This is a genomic window from Paenibacillus sp. FSL E2-0190 (assembly GCF_037992965.1).
GTDB classification, from domain to species: Bacteria; Bacillota; Bacilli; order Paenibacillales; family Paenibacillaceae; genus Paenibacillus_AQ; species Paenibacillus_AQ odorifer.
In genome coordinates, this window is the sequence record NZ_CP150306.1 from 6,354,686 (window position 1) to 6,378,994 (window position 24,309).

Here is a 24,309-nt window from a genome sequence, read left to right on the forward strand (position 1 = left end):
ACCCCTCCTTCAACGTCGCTCCTATATGAAACTGTCACCCCATCAGGTGCATCATGTAGTATGCCTAAACACCTATTATTAGCAGATGCGTCAGAATTATACCACATTCACAATACTGATTTCACTATACGCGACGACGCTTAGGCGGACGGCATCCATTGTGAGGAACCGGAGTTACGTCTTTAATAAGGTTAACTTCAAGCCCTGCAGCTTGAAGGGAACGGATGGCTGCTTCGCGGCCCGCGCCCGGTCCTTTAACCATAACCTCAACCGACTTCATGCCGTGCTCCATAGCTGCTTTAGCTGCTGATTCAGCTGCCATTTGCGCTGCGAATGGAGTGGACTTACGGGAACCTTTAAATCCTTGGCCGCCGGAGCTTGCCCAGGAAATTGCATTTCCGTGAGGATCCGTGATGGTAACGATGGTGTTGTTGAACGTGGAACGAATATGTGCCACGCCGGATTCGATATTTTTACGGTCGCGACGTTTGGTACGTACGACTTTTTTCGGTTTAGCCATTGTCTCTTATCCCCCCTTATTATTTCTTTTTGTTTGCTACCGTACGACGCGGGCCTTTCCGGGTACGGGCATTCGTTTTAGTACGTTGACCGCGAACAGGCAATCCACGACGGTGGCGAACACCGCGGTAACAGCCGATCTCAGTAAGACGTTTAATATTTAAGGAAATTTCACGACGCAGGTCACCTTCAACCTTAACCGTTTTGTCGATCGTTTCACGCAGTTTGCTGACTTCATCTTCCGTCAAATCACGGACACGTGTATTAGCGCTAATGCCTGTTTCATTAAGAATTTTCTGAGAAGTCGTTTTACCGATTCCGAAAATATAAGTCAAGGCGATCTCAACGCGTTTGTCACGTGGCAAATCCACTCCAGCTATACGAGCCATTTTACGCTACACCCCCTTCTTAACCTTGTTTTTGTTTGTGTTTCGGATTTTCGCAAATCACCATAACAGTCCCTTTGCGGCGGATTACTTTACATTTCTCGCAAATGGGCTTTACAGAAGGTCTTACCTTCATGTTAATTACCTCCTCAAAGTTTTGCGAAGCAAAACTTTTTTCGTAGTTCCCATCTATTTACGGTAAGTTATACGACCTTTTGATAAATCATAAGGCGATAACTGCACGACCACTTTGTCTCCGGTCAAAATACGGATAAAGTGCATCCGCAATTTACCGGATACATGGGCAAGTATTTGATGACCGTTCTCAAGCTCAACCTTAAACGTTGCATTTGGCAACGGTTCAAGGACAGTACCTTCTACTTCAATGACATCTTCCTTAGCCACAGTTAGTCTCCTTTCTCATCAGCACTTATTCCGGTGGGTCCAGCATACTTCATGACTGCGAATCGCAGCTTTCCGTTTGTTACCCGCCCAGTTTCCTTCAAACTGTCCACAACCTCACTGCTGATGAAGGGTATGAGCTCAAGATGAAGAATATTCTTCTTCTTTGGCCCATCAAACTTACGTTTGTCTCCATCTGCAATGTATACAAATCTGCTATCAACAACTGCGATAACAACGGCTGCCTCTCCGGCATCTTTGCCTTTGAGAATTCTCACTAATTGACCAACCTGCGGGCTGCTCACAGTATTCAAGTGGAGATCACCTACGCATTCAGTTTTGTGAAAATTTCCATGCCGTCCGGAGTAACTGCTACTGTATGCTCGAAGTGAGCACATAGTGAGCCATCAACCGTAACGACAGTCCAGTTATCTTCCAGTGTTCTGACATGTCTCTTTCCTGCGTTTACCATCGGCTCAATCGCGAGCACCATACCCGGTTTCAGACGTGGTCCGCGGTCCGCTATGCCATAATTCGGAATTTGCGGTTCTTCATGCAGTTTTGCCCCAATACCATGACCAACATACTCACGTACGACTGAGAAACCAGCCTCTTCGATGTATTGCTGAATAGCATGGGAGATTGTAAACAAGCGCACATCCGGCTTAACTAACGCCAGTCCCGCGTACAAGGAGCCTTCCGTAACGTCCAGCAAACGCTGAGCCTCTTCGGAAATGCTGCCCACACCGTAGGTCCAGGCGGAATCACCGTGATAACCGCGGTACTCTGCACCGATATCCAGCGTAACAATATCGCCTTCGATCAGTTTACGTTTACCTGGAAATCCATGCACCAATTGTTCGTTGACTGAAGCGCAAATGCTGGCAGGAAAACCGTTGTAGCCTTTGAAAGACGGCACAGCATCTTGACTGCGAATGTATTGATCGGCGATTCTGTCGAGCTCGCCCGTAGTAATGCCAGGCTCAATGGCCTGAGCAATAAGACGGTGACTCTCGGCAACAATTCGACCAGCTTCCCTCATAAAGGCAAGTTCCTGTTCGGATTTACAAATGATCATTACATTAACCCCGCATTAAAGACACGATTTCAGAAGTAACGACATTAATTTCGTTTTCCCCGTTTACCTGACGCAAAAGACCTTTATTATCATAAAACGCAAGCAGCGGCGCTGTTTTATTATCATACTCATCCAGGCGCTTGCCTACACTTTCTTCGTTGTCATCCGGACGTTGATATAATTCACCGCCATCAATGTCGCAAATGCCATCTTGCTTCGGCGGGTTGAAGATTAAATGGTAGGATGCTCCGCAAACGCTGCAGATACGACGTCCAGTAAGACGCGCCATTAGCAATCCACGGTCAACATTCAAGTTGATGACATGATCCAAAGAAGTGTTCAAACGGCTAAGAATATCATCCAGCGCTTCCGCTTGCGAAAGAGTTCTTGGAAAACCATCCAATAGAAATCCTTTTTCGCAATCGGACTGCTGCAGCCGTTCTTCGACTATCCCAATGGTCACATCATCTGGTACAAGCAAACCTTGATCTATAAATGATTTGGCCTTCAATCCAACCGGAGTTTCCTGTTTGATTGCCAAACGGAAAGCATCTCCTGTCGAAATATGAGGAATACCAAATTCTTTAACGATTTCTGCCGCTTGTGTTCCCTTGCCTGCCCCAGGAGGGCCCATGAATAAAATGTTCACGATTTCTCTCTCCCCCCAAAAGTTCGCCACCAAGCAAGAAACAGCATAATAGGTGCCGGGAAGAATAAAAACTTAAGCTTCACCGGAACCTATCACCTATTTATTGATGAAGCCTTTGTAATGGCGTTTGATCAAATGGCTCTCGATCTGCTTCATAGTATCCAATGCCACGCCGATTACGATAAGGAGCGCAGTACCACCAATTCGAACTTCTTTGGGCAATCCGGATAAAGCACCGAAGAACATCGGTAGTACAGAGATCAAAGCTAGGAACAACGCGCCTGACATAGTCAAACGAGACATTACTCTAGTCAGATATTTCTCTGTAGCTTTACCAGGACGGATACCTGGGATGTAACCACCATTCTTCTTCATGTTATCGGCCATCTGCTGAGGATTCATCTGCACGAACGTATAGAAGAACGTAAACCCGATGATCATCACTACATACAGAAGCATACCAAGCGGAGCATCGGTTGCCAAATATTTGGTAATCCATTGTGCCCAGGCATGTGTTGACCAGAAACTGGAGAGAACAACTGGGAACTGAAGCAATGATACGGCGAAAATTACCGGAATTACACCAGCCGCATTAATTTTCAGCGGAATATGTGTATTCTGTCCACCGTACATTTTGTTGCCAACTACGCGTTTAGCATATTGAACAGGAATCTTCCGAATACCTTGCTGCACGAAGATAACTGCTGTAATAATCGCTACAATCACAATCAGCACAATAACGACTTTAAGAATATTCAGGAACACCTGATCCGGCTGAATAAAACTTGAGTTAGCCGTACTTGTGATATATCCCGGTATGGCGGCGACGATTCCCGCAAAAATCAGGATCGAAATCCCGTTCCCGATTCCCTTTTCGGTAATCTGTTCACCAAGCCACATCAAGAAAGAAGTACCTGCCGTCAAGATAATGGCAACCAGCAAGTAATCAGCAAATGTCGCATTCGGCATCATTTGAGTATTGTATATCCGGTTAAACCCTATCGACGTAGCAAAACCTTGGATCAGGGCTAATATCACTGTACCGTAACGAGTGATTTGCGCCAATTGTTTTTTTCCGTGCTCCCCTTGTTTAGCCCATTCAGCAAACTTAGGAACAACATCCATCGACAGCAATTGCACGATGATGGATGCTGTAATGTACGGATAAATACTGATCGCAAATATCGAGAAGTTTTTGAGCGCTCCGCCCGAGAAGGTGTTCAATAGTCCCATCAAAGCGTCACCGCTCTGATTTGCTGTTGCCAGTACATCTTTGTTTACACCAGGAACCGGAACAAACGAACCGATACGGTAGATAAACAGAATGAACAAGGTAAACAGGATCTTTTTGCGCAAATCTTCAACATGCCAGATATTCTTAAGCGTCTTGAACATTAGATCACCTCGGTTTTACCGCCGGCAGCCTCGATTTTCTCTACCGCAGATTGAGAGAACTTATTTGCTTGTACAGTCAATTTTACGGTCAACTCACCGTTGCCGAGAATCTTGATGCCGCTTTTGGAATTCTTGACAACACCAGTTTCAAGCAACAACTGCGGAGTCACTTCAGTTCCTTCTGCAAAGCTATTCAGATCTTCCAGGTTCACAATCGCATACTCTTTACGGGTAGGATTGACGAAACCACGTTTAGGCAGACGACGATAGAGCGGATTTTGTCCACCCTCGAAGCCCGGACGAACACCACCGCCAGAACGTGAGTTTTGACCTTTGTGACCGCGACCGGAAGTTTTACCATTTCCGCTACTAGGACCACGACCAACGCGATTGCGTTCTTTGCGGGAACCAGGAGCTGGAGCAAGTTCATGTAACTTCATCGTTTGCACCTCCTTATGTTTGTTAATTTATGCGAGGCGTTTAGCCTTCAATTTCAGTTACAGATAGCAAGTGACTCACTTTATTGATCATTCCGCGAATTGCAGGACTGTCATTGTGAACCACTGTCGTGTTGAGTTTACGCAGGCCGAGCGTCTTAACAGTAACACGTTGTGTTTCTGGACGTCCGATTACACTACGTACGAGGGTAATTTGCAATTTTGCCATTGACGTTCCCCTCCTTAACCGCGCAATTCTTCGACAGATTTGCCGCGAAGTTTCGCGACCTCTTCAATGCGTTTCAGACGGGAAAGTCCCTCCAAAGTTGCATTGACCATGTTCATGGAATTCGAAGAACCCAGTGATTTTGTCAAAATGTCGCCAACGCCTGCCAATTCCAATACCGCACGAACTGGACCGCCAGCGATAACGCCAGTACCCTCTGATGCTGGTTTCAGCAACACGCGTCCTGCGCCGAAGTGTCCAGTAACGAGATGGGGAATCGAAGTTCCTACGATTGGGATGTGAATCAGGTTTTTCTTGGCGTCTTCAATGCCTTTACGGATGGCATCCGGAACTTCGCCGGCTTTACCGATACCAGCACCGACGTAGCCGTTGCCGTCGCCCACAACAACAAGTGCACTAAAGCTGAAACGGCGTCCGCCTTTTACAACTTTTGCAACACGGTTAATGTGTACAACTCTTTCTGTCAGTTCTAAACTGTTCGGATCTACACGCAAGTCGTTAACCTCCTTTTAAGAATTATTCTAGAATTCAAGACCAGCTTCACGAGCTGCATCAGCCAATGCTTGAATCCGTCCATGGTACAAGTAACCTCCGCGGTCGAATACGACCACTGCATATCCTTTTTCTTTGGCACGCTCAGCGACCAATTGGCCAACTTTCGCTGCAGCTTCAACGCTACCGCCATTACCGATATTAGCGCTCAGATCTTTATCAAGTGTAGAAGCGGATACGATAGTAACCCCTTTAACATCATCGATCAGTTGAGCGTAGATGTGTTTCGAAGAACGGAATACGTTCAAACGTGGACGCTCAGTAGTTCCCTGGATCTTCTTACGAACACGCAGGTGTCTTTTGAGACGAGCCTTGTTTTTATCTTCTTTTGTAATCATGACTTCCCTTTCACTCCCTTCAGTTTGCCGTAAACAGCTTCACTTTAAGATGCACGGGGTATCTTACAATTAAGTTTAAACTGGTTATTTCTTCTTACCAGCTTTACCTTCTTTGCGGATGATACGCTCGCCTTCATATTTGATACCTTTACCTTTATACGGTTCTGGTTCACGAACGGAACGGATTTTAGCAGCGTATGCGCCAACGCGTTCTTTATCGATACCTTTAACGATGATCTTCGTGTTCGCAGGAACTTCGAACTCGATACCAGCTTCCGGTGTAATTTCAACCGGGTGGGAATAACCAACGTTCAGAACGATTTTATCTCCGGATTTGCTTGCACGATATCCGACCCCAACCAGTTCCAGAGATTTCGAGAAACCTTCAGTCACACCTGCTACCATGTTGTTGACAACGGAGCGGGTTGTGCCGTGAAGTGAACGATGCAATTTGTTATCCGACGGGCGAACAACGGTAATTTCGTTATTTTCAACTGTAACCTTCATGTCTTTATGAAGCTCACGAGTCAAAGAACCTTTTGGACCTTTTACTGTAATAACGGCGTTGTCCAAAGTGACATCTACACCGCTAGGTACTGCGATTGGTTTGCGACCAATACGAGACATGTGTTGCACCTCCTTATCTTGTGACGTTTATTACCAAATGTAGCAGACAACTTCTCCGCCAGATTTTGATTGACGAGCTTCTTTGTCGGTCATAACTCCCTTAGATGTGGAGATAATCGCGATTCCTAGACCACCGAGTACACGAGGCACTTCATTGCTCTTCGTGTATACGCGAAGGCCTGGTTTACTGATTCTTTTCAAACCAGAAATAACACGCTCTTGGTTAGGGCCGTATTTCAAGAAGATACGGATAATCCCTTGTTTGCTATCTTCAACGAATTCCGCATCGCGGATGAAACCTTCACGCTTCAAAATGTCAGCGATTTGTTTCTTCATAGTAGAAGCAGGCATTTCTACCGTCTCGTGACGCACAATGTTAGCGTTACGAATACGAGTAAGCATATCTGCAATAGGATCAGACATAGTCATGTGTGTAAACCTCCTTCCCGTTTATAAACTTCTTACCAACTTGCTTTTTTCACGCCAGGGATCTGGCCTTTATAAGCTAATTCACGGAAACAAATTCTGCAAATTTTGAACTTTTGCAGTACCGAATGTGGACGACCACAACGTTCGCAACGTGTATATGCACGTACTTTAAACTTAGGCGTACGTTGTTGTTTAACTTTCATCGAAGTTTTTGCCACTTAGCCTGACACCTCCTAAACATTTTCGGAGAAAATGGATTAACCGACTTTATTTTGCGAAAGGCATTCCCAGCTGACCCAGCAGCTCGCGGGATTCCTCGTCCGTCTTAGCAGTCGTTACAATAACGATGTCCATACCGCGGACTTTATCCACTTTGTCATATTCGATCTCGGGGAAGATCAATTGTTCTTTAAGACCAAGTGTGTAGTTACCACGGCCGTCAAAGGCTTTAGTGGAAACACCACGGAAGTCACGTACACGTGGAAGTGTTACGTTGAACAATTTGTCCAAGAAGTAATACATACGCTCTCCGCGCAGTGTTACTTTAACCCCAATCGGCATATTTTCGCGTAGTTTGAAACCAGCGATGGATTTTTTAGCTTTAGTGATTACTGGTTTTTGACCAGCGATCAACTGCATGTCATTAACTGCAGCATCAAGTACTTTGGAGTTTTGAACAGCGTCACCCACACCCATGTTGATGACAACCTTCTCGATCTTAGGCACTTGCATAACAGTTGTATAGTTAAACTTCTGCATCAAAGCAGGTGTAATTTCGTTAAGAAAACGTTCTTTCATTCTTGCTGCCATGAAGATTTAACCTCCTTTCTTAAGGGCTAGATTAGTCGATAATCTCTCCGGATCTTTTAGCAATCCGAACTTTTTTACCATTGTCCAAAACTTTGTAACCGATACGGGTTACTTTGCCGGTCTTCGGATCGATGTGCATTACGTTGGACACATGAATCGAAGCTTCCTGCTCAATAATTCCACCCTGTGGATTCAGCTGGTTCGGCTTTTGGTGTTTTTTCACCATATTGACGCCTTCTACCAGAACGCGGTTTTCACGAGGATAAGCAGCGATGACACGGCCTTTTTTGCCTTTGTCTTTACCACTGATCACAAGCACCACGTCATCTTTCTTCACGTGCAGTTTATTGTTATGGGATTCCAGAACTTTTTTCACTCTAGGCATTTATTACACCTCCTATAACTAACCTTCAACTTATTGGTGCCGTGTTTATTAGATAACTTCCGGTGCCAAGGAAACGATCTTCATGTAGTCTTTATCGCGAAGTTCGCGAGCAACTGGTCCAAAGATACGTGTTCCACGAGGGCTTCTGTCGTCTTTAACAACAACAGCTGCATTTTCGTCGAATGCGATGTAAGATCCATCTTTACGACGAACGGAACGTTTCGTACGAACAACTACCGCTCTAACAACATCACCTTTTTTGACAACGCCGCCTGGTGTTGCTTGTTTAACGGAACAAACGATCAAATCACCGATTGCTGCTGTACGGCGTCCAGTACCACCCAGTACGCGGATACACATCAGTTCCTTCGCACCAGAGTTGTCAGCCACATGCAAACGTGTAAATGGTTGAATCATTATAATTTCCTCCTTCCGGAAAAACTCTCTTGATTATCTTAGATGATAACCGCTGCTTCTACCACTTCAACTAGTCTCCAACGTTTGTCCTTAGACAACGGACGAGTTTCCATGAGTTTTACGGTATCGCCAATCTTTGCAACATTTCCCTCATCATGTGCTTTGAATTTCTTCGTAGACTTGATGCGTTTGTGGTACAAATTGTGTTTCTTATAGGTTTCAACAGCAACTACGATGGTTTTATCCATTTTATCACTGACCACTTTACCGATTAGCACTTTACGTGCATTACGTTCTTCACTCATTAGTTAGCCTCCTTCCTGAATACGGATCTGCGATCCGTCTCACTTAACTAATCCCAAGCACTCTTTGATGGATCACGGTTTTAGCACGAGCTATTTCCTTACGCACGTCACGAATCCGAGTTGGGTTATCCAATTGGCCAGTTGCCAATTGAAAACGGAGATTAAAAAGTTCCTCTTTGAATCCAGCGATCTTTTGTTCAATCTCAGCAGTGGTTAAGTTGCGAAGTTCATTAGCTTTCATTTGCTTCACCACCCAATTCTTCACGTTTCACAAACTTAGTCTTTACAGGCAGCTTGTGAGCGGCAAGACGCATCGCTTCACGAGCGATTTCTTCCGACACGCCTCCGAGTTCGAACATAATCTTGCCCGGTTTAACTACGGCTACCCATTTCTCAACGTTACCTTTACCACTACCCATACGAACCTCGAGAGGCTTTTGAGTAATAGGTTTATCTGGGAAAATCTTGATCCAAACTTGACCGCCACGTTTGATATAACGTGTCATCGCGATACGAGCAGCTTCGATCTGACGGTTAGTGATCCAAGACGGTTCAAGTGCAACCAGGCCGAATTCGCCGAAGTTCAATTCAGTACCGCCTTTTGCCATACCCTTCATGTGTCCGCGTTGTTGCTTGCGGTGTTTTACGCGTTTTGGTACCAACATGATTAGTTGCCTCCTTCCTGAGCAGCTTGTTTCTTAGCTGGGGGAAGAACTTCTCCACGGTAAATCCATACTTTTACGCCGATAAGACCGTAAGTTGTATGTGCTTCAGCCGTTCCGTAATCGATATCGGCACGAAGCGTATGAAGTGGAACTGTTCCTTCGCTATAACCTTCTGAACGAGCAATCTCAGCTCCGCCAAGACGTCCGCCCACTTGAGTTTTAATCCCTTTTGCGCCAGAACGCATAGTTCTTTGAATCGCTTGTTTGAGGGCACGACGGAACGATACACGACGTTCCAATTGTTGAGCAATGCTCTCAGCTACAAGAATTGCATCCAATTCAGGGTGCTTGATTTCATTGATGTTGATGTGTACTTTTTTGCCACCAGCGATTGCTGTAACTGCGCTGCGAAGTACTTCTACTTCTGCTCCGCCTTTACCAATAACCATACCTGGTTTAGCTGTATGAATTGTAACGTTCACGCGGCTAGCCGCTCTTTCGATCTCGATATGGGAAACAGCGGAATCCTTCAATTTGCCTTTAAGGTATTCCCGGATTTTGACGTCTTCCATCAGAAGAGTACCGAAATCTTTTCCTGCATACCATTTAGATTCCCAATCGCGAATAATACCGATTCGGAGTCCGATTGGATTTACCTTTTGACCCACGTGTTATCCCTCCTTATTTCTCAGATACCACCAGTGTAATGTGGCTCGTGCGTTTATTGATCCGACTTGCGCGGCCCATGGCGCGCGGACGGAAACGTTTCATAGTAGGTCCTTGGTTAACGAAAACCTCGCTAACGAACAAACTGTTCACGTCCAAAGAATAGTTATGCTCAGCATTCGCAATTGCCGAATTAAGCAACTTTTCAACGACCGGAGAAGCGGATTTCGGAGTGTGGCGAAGAATAGCAATTGCTTCCCCCACTTGCTTACCGCGAATCAAGTCAACAACCAGTTTCGCTTTACGAGCGGAAATTCGCACCGATCTTGCATGTGCTTTTGCTTCCATTGTTTAACCTCCTTTCAAACAGAGACCTTATTATTATCTTCTTGTTTTCTTATCGTCACCCGCGTGGCCTTTGTAAGTACGTGTTGGCGCGAACTCGCCCAACTTGTGACCTACCATATCTTCTGTTACGTATACAGGCACGTGTTTACGGCCGTCATATACACCAAACGTATGTCCGATAAACTGAGGGAAAATGGTTGAGCGACGGGACCAAGTTTTAACTACAACCTTTTTCTCAGCCTCGTTCAGTTCCTCAACTTTTTTAAGCAGGTAGCCATCGATAAACGGCCCCTTCTTTAAACTGCGACCCATGTGTGAATCCTCCCTTCATCCGGTTCTTCAAACCGCGAATCGACGCTTCGCGCTTTATTAACTTGCCAGAAGCGTCTTATTTAGTGCGGCGGCGAACGATATATTTATCAGATGCCTTGTTTTTCTTACGCGTTTTGTAACCAAGGGTTGGTTTGCCCCATGGAGACATTGGCGATTTACGTCCGATTGGAGCGCGACCTTCACCACCACCGTGTGGGTGATCGTTAGGGTTCATTACTACCCCGCGAACTTCAGGACGACGGCCGAGCCAGCGACTACGTCCAGCTTTACCGATTTTGATCAATTCGTGATCTTCGTTACCTACGGAACCGATAGTAGCACGGCATACGCTAAGGATCTTACGAACCTCACCGGATGACAAACGAACGGAACAGTATTTTTCTTCTTTACCAAGCAATTGAGCTTCTGTACCAGCTGCACGAACCAATTGTCCGCCTTTACCTGGTTTCAACTCAATGTTGTGGATAACTGTACCTACTGGAATGTTCTCCAGTGGAAGACTGTTACCAATTTTGATGTCGGCCGCAGGACCGGACTCTACTTTATCCCCAACTCTTAGTCCTTTAGGAGCGATGATATAACGTTTCTCTCCATCAGCATAGTGGATCAAAGCAATATTAGATGTGCGGTTCGGGTCATACTCGATTGTAGCAACGCTACCTGGTATGCCGTCTTTAGTCCGCTTGAAGTCGATAATACGGTATTTACGTTTATGTCCGCCGCCATGGTGACGAACCGTAATTTTACCTTGGTTGTTGCGTCCCGCATGTTTGAACAGCGGAGAAAGCAACGATTTCTCTGGCTGGTTTGTTGTAATTTCTTCAAACGTAGACACGGACATAGCGCGTCTTGCCGGAGAGGTCGGTTTGTACTTTTTGATTGGCACTGTAGTTCCCTCCTTACTTCAACAGAGTATTATTCTACCGCTTCAAAAAATTCAAGCGGTTTGCTGTCCGGGCTAAGCTTAACGATGGCTTTTTTCCACTCTGGAGTGTAACCAGAATATTTACCATAACGTTTCAGTTTACCAGGTACGCGCATTGTGTTCACATTAGTTACTTTTACTTTGAAAATAGCCTCGACAGCTTTTTTGATTTCGGTTTTGTTAGCACGGATATCCACTTCAAAAGCGTATTTCATTTCGCTCATGTAGTCGGAAGTACGTTCCGTAATCACCGGACGTTTGATAATATCACGAGGATCTTTCATTACGCGAACACCTCCTCTACCTTCAGAACTGCTTCTTTAGTGATGATCAGTTTGTCGTACGTCAGTACGTCAAGAACATTAATGCCGTCAGCCGCTACGAATTTCACCCCAGGGATGTTACGAGCGGAAAGTGCTACGTTATCATCATAGCTAGTAGCTACGATCAACGCTTTACGATCTACTTTCAGGTTGTTCAAGATTGCTGCGAATTCTTTCGTCTTCGGAGCATTCATTGTCAAGCTATCCAATACGATAATGTCATTCTCGAGTACTTTCGAGGACAAAGCGGATTTGATCGCCAAACGACGAACCTTCTTAGGCAGTTTCCAGGAATAGCTACGTGGTGTTGGTCCGAAGACAACGCCGCCGCCTTTCCATTGTGGAGAACGAATGGAGCCTTGACGAGCGCGACCTGTACCTTTTTGTTTCCAAGGTTTACGTCCACCGCCACGAACTTCAGAACGTCCTTTTACTTTGTGCGTACCACGACGTAGGGAAGCTCTTTGCATAAGCGCAGCTTCATGTAGAACGTGCTCATTCGGTTCAATACCGAATACTGTATCGCTCAGTTCCACTTCACCAACTTCGTTGCCACTAATATTAAAAAGTGTTACTTTTGGCATTTCATGTTCCTCCTTTCTTCAATAATTATTTCTTAACGGTTTGTTTAACTTTCACGAAGCTGTTTTTAGGACCTGGGATAGCGCCTTTAACCAGCAATACGTTACGTTCAACATCAACCTTGATAATTTCAAGCTTTTGAACCGTAATAGTCGTGTGACCCATATGTCCTGGAAGGCGTTTGCCCTTAGGAACACGGTTAGCTTGGATAGAACCCATGGAACCCGGTCTTCTGTGGTAACGCGATCCGTGTGCCATTGGTCCGCGACTTTGTCCCCAACGTTTGATGTTACCTTGGAAACCTTTACCTTTAGATGTACCAGTTACGTCAACAAATTCGCCCTCAGCAAAGATATCAGCCTTCAGCTCTTGTCCAACCTCGAGAGACCCGAGATCAACACCGCGAATTTCACGAACGTAGCGCTTAGGTGTTGCATTTGCCTTTTTGGCGTGACCCTGTTCAGGCTTATTGGAGCGTTTTTCTTTTTTATCAGAAAAGCCCAATTGCACTGCTTCATATCCGTCGATATTCAGGTCTTTCTTTTGCAGTACTACACAAGGGCCTGCTTCGATAACAGTAACAGGAATTACGTTACCTTCTGGAGTAAACACTTGAGTCATACCGAGTTTTTTTCCTAAGATACCTTTCAATGTTGACACCTCTTTTCTTTTCCTAAATTACTTAAAATAGAATTACAATTTGATTTCGATATCTACACCGGACGGTAGATCCAAGCGCATCAAGGCATCCACAGTTTGTGGTGTTGGGTTCACAATATCGATCAAACGTTTGTGAGTCCGTTGTTCAAACTGTTCACGGGAATCCTTGTACTTGTGTACCGCACGGAGAATAGTAATGATTTGCTTCTCAGTTGGTAACGGAATCGGCCCGGACACACCTGCACCCGAACGTTTTGCTGTTTCAACAATCTTCTCAGCGGATTGATCAAGAATTCTGTGGTCGTATGCTTTCAAGCGAATACGAATTTTTTGCTTTGCCATTTTAGTCCCTCCTTCTATCGCCCAATTTGGTATCGGACATACTCCGTGAAAATTTTCTGACCTCGTCCCCATGGCAAAGGGGCCGGGTGTGTCAGTAACCTCTCACATCATCGCAACGTCTCAGAACAACATTTATTATTATATATAATAGGCAGCAGTATTGCAAGCGAAAATAGAAAAACAACGCATATTTTTTTCATGCGCTGTTCTTCTACTATATATATGTTAAAGATTCTCTGTGGCAGACTTAAAAAACTCTGCGGAGGAAGCAGTCTGAGCCGTTGCTGTTCCGATCCCCTCAATGGTTTGGATTAAGGTTCTTATTTCTTCTTCCACTATTACAATCTCCTGTGTACTGCTACGCATAGCGTCTACAATATCAGAGAACAAAAGACTAGTCTCGACCGATTGGTGCTTCCCATTCTTAGTTAACTCCTGCACCTTACGAATCTCTTCTACAACCTGCTGAGTGAGTAGACCTGATTTATTTGTTAGCTCTACGATCTGAATTACAGTACTCTTAGTATCCTCTGCAAGCCGGCTAACTTCTTGAGCAACCACACTAAAACCTCTACCATGCTCACCGGCTCTAGCGGCTTCAATCGTTGCATTAAGTGAGAGGATTTTAGTCTGATCGGCAATTTCCCTTACTGAGTTCACAATTTTTTGAATTTGCTTTGAGGAATCGCTTAACTCAATGATCGAGTCTTCCATCTCACTGGTGGTCTGATATATAAGATTAATTTGCTCAGTCAAATCACCCAAGTGTTCATGCCCATCTGTAGCTAATCCCTGTGACTCCAGGGCGGATGCAGCCGTACGTTGGAATGTTCTACTTACTTCATTGCTGCTTGCCACTAGCTGCTTTACAGCAGCATTAGTATCGATGCTATAATCTATCAATTCAACGCTAAACTCTGAAATTTTTTGTTTTAATTCATTTTTCACCAATAGATATTGCTCTTCCTTCTCTTTTATGTTCTCCTTCTCATATTCTTCTAGAACCAGCTGCTGCTCAAGGTTAAGGAGTTTGGTCACGGTCTGAACCACTCGAAGGCGTGTATTATCATCGTTTGTTTCATTATATATAACGCGTATAAATACGTTCTGAAGATTCTGAAAAGCAGATAAGTACCATTTGGGCTCAAGCCCTACTTTTTTATGAATATTAGCGATCATTAGACGCTTTGCTATGTACTCATCATCAACCTTTCCATTAAAAATCTCTAGAATATGCCCACGAAGAGTAGTTTTTAACCTGTCTATACTGCTATGCTCTAAAATAATAGCTTCAAGTTTATTTACGCCTAATACCGAATTGTAAAATTGATCAATGATATAGTCTATATTTTGCTCAACAACAGGTTTCACCCTGCGTAGTAAGTTCAAATCTGCTTCAGTTAGATCAATCATTCTCATCTGCTCGTTAAGCTCACCATGTCCATCCAGCTTATGAAAAGACTCTGCCACAGAATGATTCTGATCCTTGAAGTCTAAGGAATGAGAGGCAGGAGAATCCACATTATTATTACGTGCAGTTAACGCATGCATGAAGGAAAAAGGACATTTCCCCATATTACCACTCTCCCACAATTCCTATTATTTTACATTATTATTCCTCCTTCATTTTACTCTATCATTAGTATAATTGTAAACAATTGATTGTTGTAATTTGACGAATTATGTAGAAAAAGATCATATTGTTATGCTTTATTATCAATTGGTGTCGAATAATACATTATTCTCAGAAAAAAAAACAAAAAAGCCCCTGATTCTCCGCAAGAAGAATCAGGGGTGTTTGTAATTCGGAATCTACCCGCAGATAGAAGTCGAATTATTATTTTTGGATAGAAGCTACGCTACCAGCACCAACTGTACGGCCACCTTCGCGAATGGAGAATTTAGTACCTTCTTCAATAGCGATTGGGGAGATCAGTTGTACGGTTACGGAGATGTTATCACCAGGCATAACCATTTCAGTACCTTCTGGCAAGTTGATGATACCAGTTACGTCAGTTGTACGGAAGTAGAACTGTGGACGGTATCCAGTGAAGAAAGGCTTGTGACGGCCACCTTCTTCTTTTGTCAGAACGTAAATTTGAGCAGTGAACTCAGTGTGTGGTTTAACGGAGTTCGGCTTAGCCAATACTTGACCACGCTCGATCATGTTACGGTCAACACCACGAAGCAATGCTCCGATGTTGTCCCCAGCTTGAGCGGAATCCAGCAATTTACGGAACATTTCTACGCCCGTAACTACGGATTTCTTAGTATCTTCGTGAATACCAACGATTTCGATTTCTTCTCCGACTTTAACTGTTCCGCGTTCTACGCGACCAGTTGCCACAGTACCACGGCCAGTGATGGAGAATACGTCTTCGACAGGCATCAAGAAAGGCTTGTCAGTTTGACGCTCAGGAAGTGGAATGTACTCATCGATTGTTTCAAACATTTCGATGATTTTTTTAGCGTAATCGCCATCTGGGTTTTGCAGAGCTTCACGAGCAGAACCACGGATGATTGGAGTATCGTCGCCTGGGAAGTCATACTCGCTAAGCAAGTCGCGAACTTCCATTTCAACCAATTCCAACAACTCTTCGTCTTCAACCATGTCGCATTTGTTCAAGAAGACAACGATGTAAGGAACGCCTACTTGACGGGACAACAGGATGTGCTCGCGAGTTTGTGGCATTGGGCCATCAGCTGCGGATACAACCAGGATAGCTCCGTCCATTTGCGCTGCGCCAGTGATCATGTTTTTAACATAGTCGGCGTGACCAGGGCAGTCTACGTGAGCGTAGTGACGGTTAGGAGTTTCATATTCAACGTGGGAAGTGGAGATTGTGATACCACGTTCGCGCTCTTCAGGAGCTTTGTCGATTTGATCGAATGCGATAGCTGCGCCACCGTAAGTTTTGGACAATACAGTAGTGATTGCAGCAGTCAGAGTCGTTTTACCATGGTCGACGTGACCAATAGTACCGATGTTAACGTGCGGTTTGTTACGTTCAAACTTTGCCTTTGCCATTTGAACAGTTCCTCCTTAATGTGGGGTTCCTTATATTTGAGCCGCCCGCATACCTGTAATCTTAGATGACTGAGTGTTTATACCCGGGACGGCAAGTTAAAACTGGTAATTATTCAGCGCCTTTGTTCTTTGCAGCGATCTCTTCCGCAATGGATTTAGGAACTTCTTCATAGTGAGAAAGCTCCATTGAGAATACGCCACGTCCTTGTGTACCAGAACGAAGTGTTGTAGAGTATCCGAACATTTCGGAAAGAGGCACCTTAGCACGGATAATTTGCGCTCCACCACGGGAATCCATACCTTCGATACGGCCACGGCGGGAGTTCAGCATACCCATTACATCACCCATATATTCCTCAGGAACAGTTACTTCTACTTTCATGATTGGCTCAAGCAGGACAGGCTTACACTTGTCTTTAGCTGCTTTGAGTGCCATCGAACCGGCAATTTTAAATGCCATTTCGTTGGAATCGACATCATGATAAGAACCATCTACGATGGTAGCTTTAACGTCTACTAGCGGGAAGCCAGCAAGTACGCCGTTTTTCATTTGTTCTTCAATACCCGCAAGTGCAGGAGCGATGTACTCTCTAGGAACCGAGCCACCAACAACTTTACTTTCGAATTTGCTACCAGTACCTGGTTCGAGGGGTTCAAATTCAACCCATACGTGACCGTATTGACCACGACCACCAGATTGGCGTACAAATTTACCTTCGACGCGAGCAGGTGCCTTGAACGTTTCGCGGTAAGCTACCTGTGGTTTACCCACATTAGTTTCTACTTTGAACTCACGACGCATACGGTCGATGATGATGTCCAAGTGAAGTTCACCCATACCAGCCAGGATTGTTTGGCCTGTTTCTTCATCAGTGTGAGCACGAAGAGTTGGATCCTCTTCAGTCAACTTTCCGAGAGCAACGCCCATTTTATCTTGGTCAGCTTTAGTTTTTGGTTCAACAGCGATCTCGATAACTGGATCAGGGAAGTTCATTGATTCCAGAATTACTGGATTCTTCTCATCACACAGTGTATCACCTGTACTGGTATCTTTCAAACCAACAGCAGCTGCGATGTCGCCAGAATACACGATGGAAATTTCTTGACGGCTGTTCGCATGCATTTGAAGGATACGACCAATACGTTCACGCTTGTTCTTAGTTGCATTAACTACGTATGATCCGGACTCAAGTACGCCTGAGTAAACACGGAAGAACGTAAGTTTACCAACATAAGGGTCTGTCATGATTTTAAATGCCAAAGCTGCAAACGGCTCTTCATCCGAAGAGTGACGAACAGCTTCTGTACCGTCATCAAGATGTCCAGTGATAGCTGGAACGTCAAGAGGAGATGGCAAGTAATCAACAACAGCATCCAGCATAAGCTGAATCCCTTTGTTTCGGTAGGAAGATCCAGCAATTACAGGGAACAATTTAACTTCAACTACGCCTTTGCGAATTGCAGCTTTAATTTCCGGAATTGTAATTTCTTCGCCTTCCAAATACTTCATAGTCAGATCCTCATCAAGTTCAGCAACTTTCTCGATCAACTCGAGACGCAGCTCCTCAACTTTGGCCAAATATTCTTCCGGAATATCCGTTACTTCGATGTTTTGGCCCAGATCATCTCTGAACATGTGTGCTTTTTGCTCAACTAAGTCGATAATACCAGTGAAATCACTTTCTGCACCAATTGGCAATTGAATAGCAACTGCATTGGCTTGAAGGCGATCACGCATAGTTTCGATTACGTTAAGGAAATCCGCACCGATAATGTCCATTTTGTTTACATATGCAATCCGGGGAACGTTATAACGGTCAGCCTGTCTCCATACGGTTTCAGACTGAGGCTCAACGCCCTCTTTTGCACTAAATACACCAACTGCCCCATCCAATACACGCAGGGAACGTTCAACTTCAACAGTGAAGTCAACGTGTCCTGGGGTATCAATGATATTGATGCGGTGACCTTTCCACGCAGCAGTCGTAGCAGCGGACGTAATCGTGATTCCGCGCTCTTGTTCTTGCTCCATCCAGTCCATTGTAGCAGCACCCTCGTGAACTTCACCGATTTTGTGCGTACGGCCTGTATAGAAAAGAATCCGCTCTGTGGTAGTTGTTTTACCAGCATCAATATGCGCCATGATCCCGATGTTACGTGTATTTTTTAAGGAGAACTCTCTAGCCATGAAATGGATCTCCCTTCAAAATATAAGTTATTTGAATGACCTTTATCCTACCAACGGTAGTGAGCGAACGCTTTGTTTGCTTCAGCCATTTTGTGTGTATCTTCACGTTTCTTAACAGAAGCGCCTGTGTTGTTGGAAGCGTCGATGATCTCAGCCGCCAAGCGCTCTTCCATAGTCTTCTCACCGCGGTTGCGAGAGTAGTTTACGAGCCAACGTAATCCCAGAGCAGTACGTCTCTCTGGTTTAACCTCGATAGGTACTTGATAGTTAGCACCACCGACACGACGAGCTTTGACTTCCAAAACCGGCATGATATTCTTGATGGCAGCTTCGAAAACTTCCATCGGATCTTTACCCGTACGTTCTTCAATCAATTTGAATGAATTGTACAGAATGCTTTGAGCGACACCTCTTTTACCACCCAGCATAATGCGGTTAATCAAACGAGTAACCAACTTGCTATTATACAACGGATCTGGCAATACGTCTCTCTTTGTAACTGGACCTTTGCGTGGCATGGATATCCCCCTTTCTTAAATGTTTATTATTCAGATATTGTTATCTTACTTCTTAGCTTTAGGACGTTTTGCACCGTATTTAGAACGAGCTTGCATCCGGTTAGCTACACCTGCTGTATCCAAAGCACCACGAACGATATGGTAACGAACCCCTGCAAGGTCCTTTACTTTACCTCCGCGAAGTAATACAACACTGTGCTCTTGTAAGTTATGTCCGATACCCGGGATATAAGCTGTTACCTCGAGACGGTTCGTCAAACGAACACGGGCATATTTACGAAGCGCTGAGTTTGGTTTACGTGGAGTCATTGTGCCTACACGAGTGCACACACCGCGTTTTTGCGGAGCGCTCAAATTTGTAGCCTCACGCTTGAGGGCGTTATACCCTTTTTGAAGAGCGGGAGATTTAGATTTTTCGATTTTGGCTTGACGGCCTTTACGAACCAATTGGTTAATTGTTGGCATGTTGTTGCCACCCCCTTCCTGAAATGATAGTCGATTTAAGAACTCTAAGCCCACAGACCCAGGCGGTTCATAAAAAGACAAATGAAAAGTTCTTGCCGCTGGTGTTCACCCCAGTACAAAAACATTTCTGTAGCTATTGTTTTAAGACGGCTGCCATCGCAGCGCCAACTTCTATTCCGCAGGCCTTGCCCAAATTCAGCATCGTATCCACATATGTGATCTTAACACCTTGTTTGTTACAAAGCAAAACTATCCTGGAAGTAAGCCTTTGATCTCCGTCCTCTGCCACATAGACTTCTGCGGCTAGGCCCAACTCTACCGCCTTGACGGTTTGTTTGGTACCGATCTTGACCTGAGCATCCTGTAGTCCTCTATCATCAGACATTCTCTTTACCTCCAATGAACAAGGATAACATGGCTACTCACGCACCTTAGACATTTTAGCATTATCAATAGATGGTGTCAAGAAATTCAGCAACAATTTTTATAGAAATTATACACAGCAGAACACTCATGCCACACCTATGAGTAGGTATGACATGAGCACACTACCATGATTGCTAATTTATTCAGCAGGAACCGTCTCTAAAGATTCAAGTTCGCTTTCTGCATTTGGATCACTTAGCTTAACGTTACGGTAACGGTTCATCCCAGTACCTGCAGGAATCAACTTACCGATAATAACATTTTCTTTAAGTCCAAGCAACTTATCTACTTTACCTTTGATAGCGGCGTCTGTTAGGACACGAGTAGTTTCTTGGAATGATGCAGCTGACAAGAAGGAATCCGTTTCAAGAGACGCCTTGGTAATACCGAGCAAGACTGGTTTAGCAACAGCAGGCTCTTTACCAGACAAGATAGCTTCCTTGTTAGCACCTTCGTACTCATGAATATCCGCAAATGCACCTGGCAACAGACTTGTGTCACCTGCGTCAATGATACGGATCTTCCGAAGCATTTGCTTGATCATAACTTCAATGTGCTTATCATTGATCTCAACGCCTTGGTTACGGTATACACGCTGTACTTCTTGCAGAATGTAGTTTTGTACCCCACGGATCCCTTTGATACGCAGCATTTCTTTAGGGTCAATCGAACCGTCTGTCAGCTCATCGCCGGCTTCGATTTCTTGGCCTTCGCTAACACGTAGACGTGAACCATAAGTAATGGAATAAGTCTTGGATTCCGCTTCACCTTGAACCTCGATTTCGCGACGGTCTTTGGTTTCACGGATTTCCTTGATTACGCCATCGATCTCACTGATTGTAGCTTGACCTTTAGGGTTACGAGCTTCAAACAACTCCTGAATACGCGGCAAACCTTGAGTGATGTCATCACCGGCAACACCGCCGGTATGGAACGTACGCATTGTAAGCTGGGTTCCTGGTTCACCGATAGATTGTGCGGCAATAATACCAACTGCTTCACCAATCTCAACGTGTTTACCAGTTGCCAAGTTACGTCCGTAACATTTCTTACAAACACCATGACGGGCACGGCAGCTCAGTACAGAACGAATTTGCAGCTTAGTTACACCTGCGTTTACAATTGCCTCCGCTTTATCGGAGTCAATCAAATCATTGCGGTGAACAATGATTTCGCCTGTTTCTGGGTGACGAACAGTTTCGAAGCAGTAACGACCTTCAATACGGTCATACAGATCTTCGATAACTTCTTTACCATCCTGAATACGACTAACTGTGAAGCCTTTATCGGTTCCACAATCTTCTTCACGGACAATAACGTCCTGGGCAACGTCAACAAGACGACGAGTCAGATACCCTGAGTCAGCGGTACGAAGTGCGGTATCAGCAAGACCTTTACGCGCTCCGTGAGTGGAGATAAAGTACTCCAAGACGGTAAGACCTTCACGGAAGTTCGCCTTGATTGGCAATTCGAAAATCCGACCTGAAGGTGTTGCCATCAGACCACGCATACCACCCAGCTGAGTGATCTGCGATTTGTTACCACGCGCTTTAGAGTCAACCATGAGCATGATAGAGTTGAAACGGTCCATCGACTTAAGCAGGATGTTCGTAAGATCATCCTTAGTCTTCGACCAGATCTCAATAACACGGTCATACCGTTCGTCATTGGTGATCAAACCACGGCGATATTGGTTAGCAACCACATCAACCTTAGCTTCAGATTCTTTCAGGATGGTAACTTTCTCCTCAGGGACAATAACGTCCGACACGGCAACTGTAACACCAGAACGTGTGGAGTAAGTGAATCCGAGTTGTTTAATTTTATCCAAAATCATAGAAGTTTTGGTTGTGTGATAAGTTTCAAAACAACGAGCAATAATCAGACCCAGATATTCTTTACCTACAGCACTGGCTTCTGGAGCGGATTCAATCAGCTCGCGAATGTTCGCGCCTTTTTCGTAGATAAAGTATTTCTCTGGTGTGCCGTGCAGCAAGTTAGTTTTGGTTGCTTCGTTGATATAAGGGAAACTACTTGGGTAGATTTCATTAAAAATGATCTTACCAACCGTAGTAATCAACATTGCATTTTGTTGTTCTTCCGTAAAGCATGTTTTGCCAAGTGCTTTAGCCGGAATAGCAACACGAGCATGAAGCCCTGCAGTTCCGCGTTGATAAGCTGATACAGCTTCGTTAACGGTACGCAGAATCATACCACTACCCTTTTCTTCCTTGTTATCCATGGTCAAGTAGAAAGTACCAAGGACCATATCCTGGGAAGGTGTTACAACTGGCTTACCGTCTTTAGGGTTCAAGATATTACCAGATGCAAGCATGAGAATGCGTGCTTCCGCTTGAGCTTCTGCAGACAGAGGAACGTGCACCGCCATTTGGTCACCGTCAAAGTCGGCATTGTACGCCGTACATACGAGTGGGTGAAGACGAATAGCGTGACCTTCCACCAAAATCGGTTCAAATGCTTGAATACCGAGACGGTGAAGTGTTGGTGCGCGGTTTAGAAGTACTGGGTGTTCTCTAATTACTTCTTCGAGTACATCCCAAACTTCAGGACTTACACGTTCAACTTTACGTTTCGCGCTCTTTATGTTGTGGGCAAGGCCCTTATTGACCAATTCTTTCATAACAAAAGGCTTGAACAATTCTAACGCCATTTTCTTAGGAAGTCCGCACTGATACATCTTGAGGTACGGTCCTACAACGATAACGGAACGTCCAGAGTAGTCAACCCGTTTACCGAGCAAGTTCTGGCGGAAACGTCCTTGTTTACCTTTCAGCATATGACTGAGCGATTTAAGCGGACGGTTACCAGGACCGGTTACCGGACGTCCCCGACGGCCGTTATCGATGAGAGCATCGACAGCTTCCTGGAGCATCCGTTTTTCGTTCTGCACGATAATGTCAGGAGCACCGAGATCAAGCAGTCTTTTCAGACGGTTGTTCCGGTTAATAACACGGCGATAGAGATCATTCAAATCAGACGTAGCAAAACGGCCACCATCCAACTGAACCATCGGACGAAGCTCCGGAGGAATAACCGGAAGAACATCCATGATCATCCAATCAGGCTTGTTGCCGGAGTTACGGAATGCTTCAATGACTTCCAGACGTTTGATCGCCCGGTTACGGCGTTGGCCTTGGGCCGTACGCAGTTCTTCTTTGAGGAATTCCAGCTCTTTATCGATGTCGATATCTTGAAGAAGCTTTTTAACAGCTTCAGCACCCATGCCGGCTTGGAAACCGTAACCGTATTTTTCACGGTAGCTACGATATTCTTTCTCGGACAGAAGTTGTTTCTTTTCCAGTGGAGTTTCACCTGGATCCGTTACAACATAAGATGCGAAATAGATAATTTCTTCAAGTGATCTTGGAGACATATCTAGTGCAAGCCCCATGCGGCTTGGGATACCTTTGAAATACCAGATATGAGATACCGGAGCGGCCAATTCAATGTGACCCATACGTTCACGACGAACTTTAGCACGGGTAACCTCAACACCACAACGGTCGCAGACTACGCCCTTATAACGGACACGTTTGTATTTACCGCAATGACATTCCCAGTCTTTTTGGGGTCCAAAGATACGCTCACAGAAAAGACCCTCTTTTTCCGGTTTCAATGTACGATAGTTAATGGTTTCCGGTTTCTTAACTTCTCCGCGGGACCATGAACGAATCTTCTCCGGAGAAGCGAGTCCGATTTTCATAAATTCAAAATTGTTAACGTCCAACAAGGAGCAACCCTCCTTAACCTAATCCTGATTTAGTACCGCTTTGCCCTCTTCTGACTGTTACATCAAAAGAGGGCGTGCGGTCCTTTATAAAATGGAACTTTTAAGCTCCAGCT

36 protein-coding genes are annotated in these 24,309 nt (G+C 44.9%); all 36 read right to left on the reverse strand.

Translation table 11 applies throughout. From position 1 onward, the window contains the following. Positions 1 to 124 precede the first annotated feature (124 nt). On the reverse strand, positions 125 to 520 hold the full coding sequence (rpsK, locus tag NST25_RS27980; RefSeq protein WP_019908251.1) for a 30S ribosomal protein S11: 396 nt from the start codon (positions 518 to 520) through the stop codon (positions 125 to 127). A gap of 19 nt (positions 521 to 539) precedes the next feature. Further along, the gene (gene rpsM, locus NST25_RS27985) at positions 540 to 908 is read right to left on the reverse strand and encodes a 30S ribosomal protein S13 (RefSeq protein WP_036680583.1); all 369 of its coding nucleotides are present in this window, start codon (positions 906 to 908) and stop codon (positions 540 to 542) included. A gap of 19 nt (positions 909 to 927) precedes the next feature. Continuing rightward, positions 928 to 1,041: a 50S ribosomal protein L36 gene (rpmJ, locus tag NST25_RS27990; protein WP_003322638.1), complete on the reverse strand. Its 114-nt coding sequence runs from the start codon at positions 1,039 to 1,041 to the stop codon at positions 928 to 930. 53 nt (positions 1,042 to 1,094) lie between these two features. After that, positions 1,095 to 1,310 (reverse strand): translation initiation factor IF-1, encoded by a 216-nt coding sequence (gene infA / locus NST25_RS27995; RefSeq protein WP_036652996.1) that lies wholly within the window; start codon positions 1,308 to 1,310, stop codon positions 1,095 to 1,097. Positions 1,311 to 1,312: 2 nt separating this feature from the next. Next, positions 1,313 to 1,621 carry a KOW domain-containing RNA-binding protein gene (locus NST25_RS28000; RefSeq protein ID WP_036680581.1) on the reverse strand — a complete coding sequence of 103 codons (309 nt, stop codon included), beginning with the start codon at positions 1,619 to 1,621 and terminating at the stop codon, positions 1,313 to 1,315. An 11-nt stretch (positions 1,622 to 1,632) separates the two neighbouring features. Continuing rightward, entirely contained in the window at positions 1,633 to 2,385 is a 753-nt protein-coding gene (gene map / locus NST25_RS28005; protein WP_038573450.1) for a type I methionyl aminopeptidase, read from the reverse strand. A 4-nt stretch (positions 2,386 to 2,389) separates the two neighbouring features. Continuing rightward, complete coding sequence (locus NST25_RS28010) at positions 2,390 to 3,034, reverse strand: adenylate kinase (RefSeq protein WP_038573451.1); 645 nt, start codon at positions 3,032 to 3,034, stop codon at positions 2,390 to 2,392. 96 nt (positions 3,035 to 3,130) lie between these two features. Further along, a complete protein-coding gene (gene secY, locus NST25_RS28015; protein WP_076194816.1) occupies positions 3,131 to 4,429 on the reverse strand; it encodes a preprotein translocase subunit SecY in 1,299 nt (432 codons plus the stop codon). Next, complete coding sequence (gene rplO, locus NST25_RS28020) at positions 4,429 to 4,869, reverse strand: 50S ribosomal protein L15 (RefSeq protein ID WP_036680569.1); 441 nt, start codon at positions 4,867 to 4,869, stop codon at positions 4,429 to 4,431. Before rplO ends, secY begins: the two co-directional genes overlap by 1 nt. 40 nt (positions 4,870 to 4,909) lie before the next feature. After that, the gene (gene rpmD / locus NST25_RS28025) at positions 4,910 to 5,095 is read right to left on the reverse strand and encodes a 50S ribosomal protein L30 (RefSeq protein ID WP_036680567.1); all 186 of its coding nucleotides are present in this window, start codon (positions 5,093 to 5,095) and stop codon (positions 4,910 to 4,912) included. 14 nt (positions 5,096 to 5,109) lie between these two features. Continuing rightward, entirely contained in the window at positions 5,110 to 5,607 is a 498-nt protein-coding gene (rpsE, locus tag NST25_RS28030) for a 30S ribosomal protein S5 (protein WP_036652980.1), read from the reverse strand. Positions 5,608 to 5,634: 27 nt separating this feature from the next. Beyond that, complete coding sequence (rplR, locus tag NST25_RS28035) at positions 5,635 to 6,003, reverse strand: 50S ribosomal protein L18 (protein WP_036680564.1); 369 nt, start codon at positions 6,001 to 6,003, stop codon at positions 5,635 to 5,637. 84 nt (positions 6,004 to 6,087) lie between these two features. Beyond that, positions 6,088 to 6,630 (reverse strand): 50S ribosomal protein L6, encoded by a 543-nt coding sequence (rplF, locus tag NST25_RS28040; protein ID WP_036680562.1) that lies wholly within the window; start codon positions 6,628 to 6,630, stop codon positions 6,088 to 6,090. 30 nt (positions 6,631 to 6,660) lie between these two features. Then, positions 6,661 to 7,059 (reverse strand): 30S ribosomal protein S8, encoded by a 399-nt coding sequence (gene rpsH / locus NST25_RS28045; protein WP_036680560.1) that lies wholly within the window; start codon positions 7,057 to 7,059, stop codon positions 6,661 to 6,663. 32 nt (positions 7,060 to 7,091) lie between these two features. Continuing rightward, positions 7,092 to 7,277, reverse strand: a complete 186-nt coding sequence (locus NST25_RS28050; protein ID WP_013312154.1) for a type Z 30S ribosomal protein S14 — start codon at positions 7,275 to 7,277, stop codon at positions 7,092 to 7,094. Between the two features lie 49 nt (positions 7,278 to 7,326). Further along, complete coding sequence (gene rplE, locus NST25_RS28055) at positions 7,327 to 7,869, reverse strand: 50S ribosomal protein L5 (protein ID WP_036680558.1); 543 nt, start codon at positions 7,867 to 7,869, stop codon at positions 7,327 to 7,329. A gap of 31 nt (positions 7,870 to 7,900) precedes the next feature. After that, complete coding sequence (gene rplX / locus NST25_RS28060) at positions 7,901 to 8,254, reverse strand: 50S ribosomal protein L24 (protein WP_076099615.1); 354 nt, start codon at positions 8,252 to 8,254, stop codon at positions 7,901 to 7,903. Between the two features lie 48 nt (positions 8,255 to 8,302). Next, a complete protein-coding gene (gene rplN, locus NST25_RS28065; RefSeq protein ID WP_036680556.1) occupies positions 8,303 to 8,671 on the reverse strand; it encodes a 50S ribosomal protein L14 in 369 nt (122 codons plus the stop codon). 38 nt (positions 8,672 to 8,709) lie between these two features. Beyond that, positions 8,710 to 8,976, reverse strand: coding sequence for a 30S ribosomal protein S17 (gene rpsQ, locus NST25_RS28070; RefSeq protein WP_036680554.1), 267 nt, complete (start codon positions 8,974 to 8,976; stop codon positions 8,710 to 8,712). A 43-nt stretch (positions 8,977 to 9,019) separates the two neighbouring features. Beyond that, positions 9,020 to 9,217, reverse strand: a complete 198-nt coding sequence (gene rpmC / locus NST25_RS28075) for a 50S ribosomal protein L29 (RefSeq protein WP_019908232.1) — start codon at positions 9,215 to 9,217, stop codon at positions 9,020 to 9,022. Continuing rightward, positions 9,207 to 9,641, reverse strand: a complete 435-nt coding sequence (gene rplP, locus NST25_RS28080; RefSeq protein WP_036680552.1) for a 50S ribosomal protein L16 — start codon at positions 9,639 to 9,641, stop codon at positions 9,207 to 9,209. The genes rpmC and rplP overlap by 11 nt, the downstream gene beginning before the upstream one ends. A gap of 2 nt (positions 9,642 to 9,643) precedes the next feature. Next, positions 9,644 to 10,309, reverse strand: a complete 666-nt coding sequence (rpsC, locus tag NST25_RS28085; RefSeq protein WP_038573452.1) for a 30S ribosomal protein S3 — start codon at positions 10,307 to 10,309, stop codon at positions 9,644 to 9,646. Positions 10,310 to 10,322: 13 nt separating this feature from the next. Beyond that, positions 10,323 to 10,655, reverse strand: coding sequence for a 50S ribosomal protein L22 (gene rplV, locus NST25_RS28090; protein ID WP_036680546.1), 333 nt, complete (start codon positions 10,653 to 10,655; stop codon positions 10,323 to 10,325). A 33-nt stretch (positions 10,656 to 10,688) separates the two neighbouring features. Further along, positions 10,689 to 10,967, reverse strand: coding sequence for a 30S ribosomal protein S19 (gene rpsS / locus NST25_RS28095; protein ID WP_036652940.1), 279 nt, complete (start codon positions 10,965 to 10,967; stop codon positions 10,689 to 10,691). Between the two features lie 76 nt (positions 10,968 to 11,043). After that, positions 11,044 to 11,874, reverse strand: coding sequence for a 50S ribosomal protein L2 (rplB, locus tag NST25_RS28100; RefSeq protein WP_036680541.1), 831 nt, complete (start codon positions 11,872 to 11,874; stop codon positions 11,044 to 11,046). A 29-nt stretch (positions 11,875 to 11,903) separates the two neighbouring features. Next, on the reverse strand, positions 11,904 to 12,197 hold the full coding sequence (gene rplW / locus NST25_RS28105) for a 50S ribosomal protein L23 (RefSeq protein ID WP_036680537.1): 294 nt from the start codon (positions 12,195 to 12,197) through the stop codon (positions 11,904 to 11,906). Then, complete coding sequence (rplD, locus tag NST25_RS28110; protein ID WP_036680536.1) at positions 12,197 to 12,820, reverse strand: 50S ribosomal protein L4; 624 nt, start codon at positions 12,818 to 12,820, stop codon at positions 12,197 to 12,199. Before rplD ends, rplW begins: the two co-directional genes overlap by 1 nt. 25 nt (positions 12,821 to 12,845) lie before the next feature. Then, positions 12,846 to 13,469 carry a 50S ribosomal protein L3 gene (rplC, locus tag NST25_RS28115; protein ID WP_036680532.1) on the reverse strand — a complete coding sequence of 208 codons (624 nt, stop codon included), beginning with the start codon at positions 13,467 to 13,469 and terminating at the stop codon, positions 12,846 to 12,848. 42 nt (positions 13,470 to 13,511) lie between these two features. Beyond that, positions 13,512 to 13,820, reverse strand: coding sequence for a 30S ribosomal protein S10 (gene rpsJ, locus NST25_RS28120; RefSeq protein WP_017692074.1), 309 nt, complete (start codon positions 13,818 to 13,820; stop codon positions 13,512 to 13,514). Positions 13,821 to 14,045: 225 nt separating this feature from the next. Then, a complete protein-coding gene (locus tag NST25_RS28125) occupies positions 14,046 to 15,395 on the reverse strand; it encodes a globin-coupled sensor protein (protein WP_076130018.1) in 1,350 nt (449 codons plus the stop codon). A 262-nt stretch (positions 15,396 to 15,657) separates the two neighbouring features. After that, complete coding sequence (tuf, locus tag NST25_RS28130) at positions 15,658 to 16,848, reverse strand: elongation factor Tu (protein WP_036680523.1); 1,191 nt, start codon at positions 16,846 to 16,848, stop codon at positions 15,658 to 15,660. 109 nt (positions 16,849 to 16,957) lie between these two features. After that, positions 16,958 to 19,036, reverse strand: a complete 2,079-nt coding sequence (fusA, locus tag NST25_RS28135; RefSeq protein WP_036680521.1) for an elongation factor G — start codon at positions 19,034 to 19,036, stop codon at positions 16,958 to 16,960. Between the two features lie 47 nt (positions 19,037 to 19,083). Beyond that, entirely contained in the window at positions 19,084 to 19,554 is a 471-nt protein-coding gene (rpsG, locus tag NST25_RS28140; RefSeq protein WP_036680520.1) for a 30S ribosomal protein S7, read from the reverse strand. A gap of 45 nt (positions 19,555 to 19,599) precedes the next feature. Further along, on the reverse strand, positions 19,600 to 20,019 hold the full coding sequence (gene rpsL / locus NST25_RS28145; RefSeq protein WP_036680518.1) for a 30S ribosomal protein S12: 420 nt from the start codon (positions 20,017 to 20,019) through the stop codon (positions 19,600 to 19,602). Between the two features lie 133 nt (positions 20,020 to 20,152). After that, positions 20,153 to 20,404 carry a ribosomal L7Ae/L30e/S12e/Gadd45 family protein gene (locus NST25_RS28150; RefSeq protein ID WP_340392939.1) on the reverse strand — a complete coding sequence of 84 codons (252 nt, stop codon included), beginning with the start codon at positions 20,402 to 20,404 and terminating at the stop codon, positions 20,153 to 20,155. 180 nt (positions 20,405 to 20,584) lie between these two features. After that, a complete protein-coding gene (rpoC, locus tag NST25_RS28155; RefSeq protein ID WP_076130019.1) occupies positions 20,585 to 24,196 on the reverse strand; it encodes a DNA-directed RNA polymerase subunit beta' in 3,612 nt (1,203 codons plus the stop codon). Positions 24,197 to 24,309: the final 113 nt, after the last annotated feature.

Bases quoted from the DNA above. Each gene is read 5' to 3' on its own strand.
- rpsK (WP_019908251.1), bottom strand. From the start codon at position 520: ATGGCTAAACCGAAAAAAGTCGTACGTACCAAACGTCGCGACCGTAAA.
- rpsM (WP_036680583.1), bottom strand. From the start codon at position 908: ATGGCTCGTATAGCTGGAGTGGATTTGCCACGTGACAAACGCGTTGAG.
- rpmJ (WP_003322638.1), bottom strand. From the start codon at position 1,041: ATGAAGGTAAGACCTTCTGTAAAGCCCATTTGCGAGAAATGTAAAGTA.
- map (WP_038573450.1), bottom strand. From the start codon at position 2,385: ATGATCATTTGTAAATCCGAACAGGAACTTGCCTTTATGAGGGAAGCT.
- secY (WP_076194816.1), bottom strand. From the start codon at position 4,429: ATGTTCAAGACGCTTAAGAATATCTGGCATGTTGAAGATTTGCGCAAA.
- rplO (WP_036680569.1), bottom strand. From the start codon at position 4,869: ATGAAGTTACATGAACTTGCTCCAGCTCCTGGTTCCCGCAAAGAACGC.
- rpmD (WP_036680567.1), bottom strand. From the start codon at position 5,095: ATGGCAAAATTGCAAATTACCCTCGTACGTAGTGTAATCGGACGTCCA.
- rplR (WP_036680564.1), bottom strand. From the start codon at position 6,003: ATGATTACAAAAGAAGATAAAAACAAGGCTCGTCTCAAAAGACACCTG.
- rplF (WP_036680562.1), bottom strand. From the start codon at position 6,630: ATGTCTCGTATTGGTCGCAAACCAATCGCAGTACCTAGCGGTGTAGAT.
- rpsH (WP_036680560.1), bottom strand. From the start codon at position 7,059: ATGACTATGTCTGATCCTATTGCAGATATGCTTACTCGTATTCGTAAC.
- rplE (WP_036680558.1), bottom strand. From the start codon at position 7,869: ATGGCAGCAAGAATGAAAGAACGTTTTCTTAACGAAATTACACCTGCT.
- rplX (WP_076099615.1), bottom strand. From the start codon at position 8,254: ATGCCTAGAGTGAAAAAAGTTCTGGAATCCCATAACAATAAACTGCAC.
- rplN (WP_036680556.1), bottom strand. From the start codon at position 8,671: ATGATTCAACCATTTACACGTTTGCATGTGGCTGACAACTCTGGTGCG.
- rpsQ (WP_036680554.1), bottom strand. From the start codon at position 8,976: ATGAGTGAAGAACGTAATGCACGTAAAGTGCTAATCGGTAAAGTGGTC.
- rpmC (WP_019908232.1), bottom strand. From the start codon at position 9,217: ATGAAAGCTAATGAACTTCGCAACTTAACCACTGCTGAGATTGAACAA.
- rplP (WP_036680552.1), bottom strand. From the start codon at position 9,641: ATGTTGGTACCAAAACGCGTAAAACACCGCAAGCAACAACGCGGACAC.
- rplV (WP_036680546.1), bottom strand. From the start codon at position 10,655: ATGGAAGCAAAAGCACATGCAAGATCGGTGCGAATTTCCGCTCGTAAA.
- rpsS (WP_036652940.1), bottom strand. From the start codon at position 10,967: ATGGGTCGCAGTTTAAAGAAGGGGCCGTTTATCGATGGCTACCTGCTT.
- rplW (WP_036680537.1), bottom strand. From the start codon at position 12,197: ATGAAAGATCCTCGTGATATTATCAAACGTCCGGTGATTACGGAACGT.
- rplD (WP_036680536.1), bottom strand. From the start codon at position 12,820: ATGCCAAAAGTAACACTTTTTAATATTAGTGGCAACGAAGTTGGTGAA.
- rpsJ (WP_017692074.1), bottom strand. From the start codon at position 13,820: ATGGCAAAGCAAAAAATTCGTATTCGCTTGAAAGCATACGACCACAGA.
- NST25_RS28125 (WP_076130018.1), bottom strand. From the start codon at position 15,395: ATGGGGAAATGTCCTTTTTCCTTCATGCATGCGTTAACTGCACGTAAT.
- tuf (WP_036680523.1), bottom strand. From the start codon at position 16,848: ATGGCAAAGGCAAAGTTTGAACGTAACAAACCGCACGTTAACATCGGT.
- fusA (WP_036680521.1), bottom strand. From the start codon at position 19,036: ATGGCTAGAGAGTTCTCCTTAAAAAATACACGTAACATCGGGATCATG.
- rpsG (WP_036680520.1), bottom strand. From the start codon at position 19,554: ATGCCACGCAAAGGTCCAGTTACAAAGAGAGACGTATTGCCAGATCCG.
- rpsL (WP_036680518.1), bottom strand. From the start codon at position 20,019: ATGCCAACAATTAACCAATTGGTTCGTAAAGGCCGTCAAGCCAAAATC.
- NST25_RS28150 (WP_340392939.1), bottom strand. From the start codon at position 20,404: ATGTCTGATGATAGAGGACTACAGGATGCTCAGGTCAAGATCGGTACC.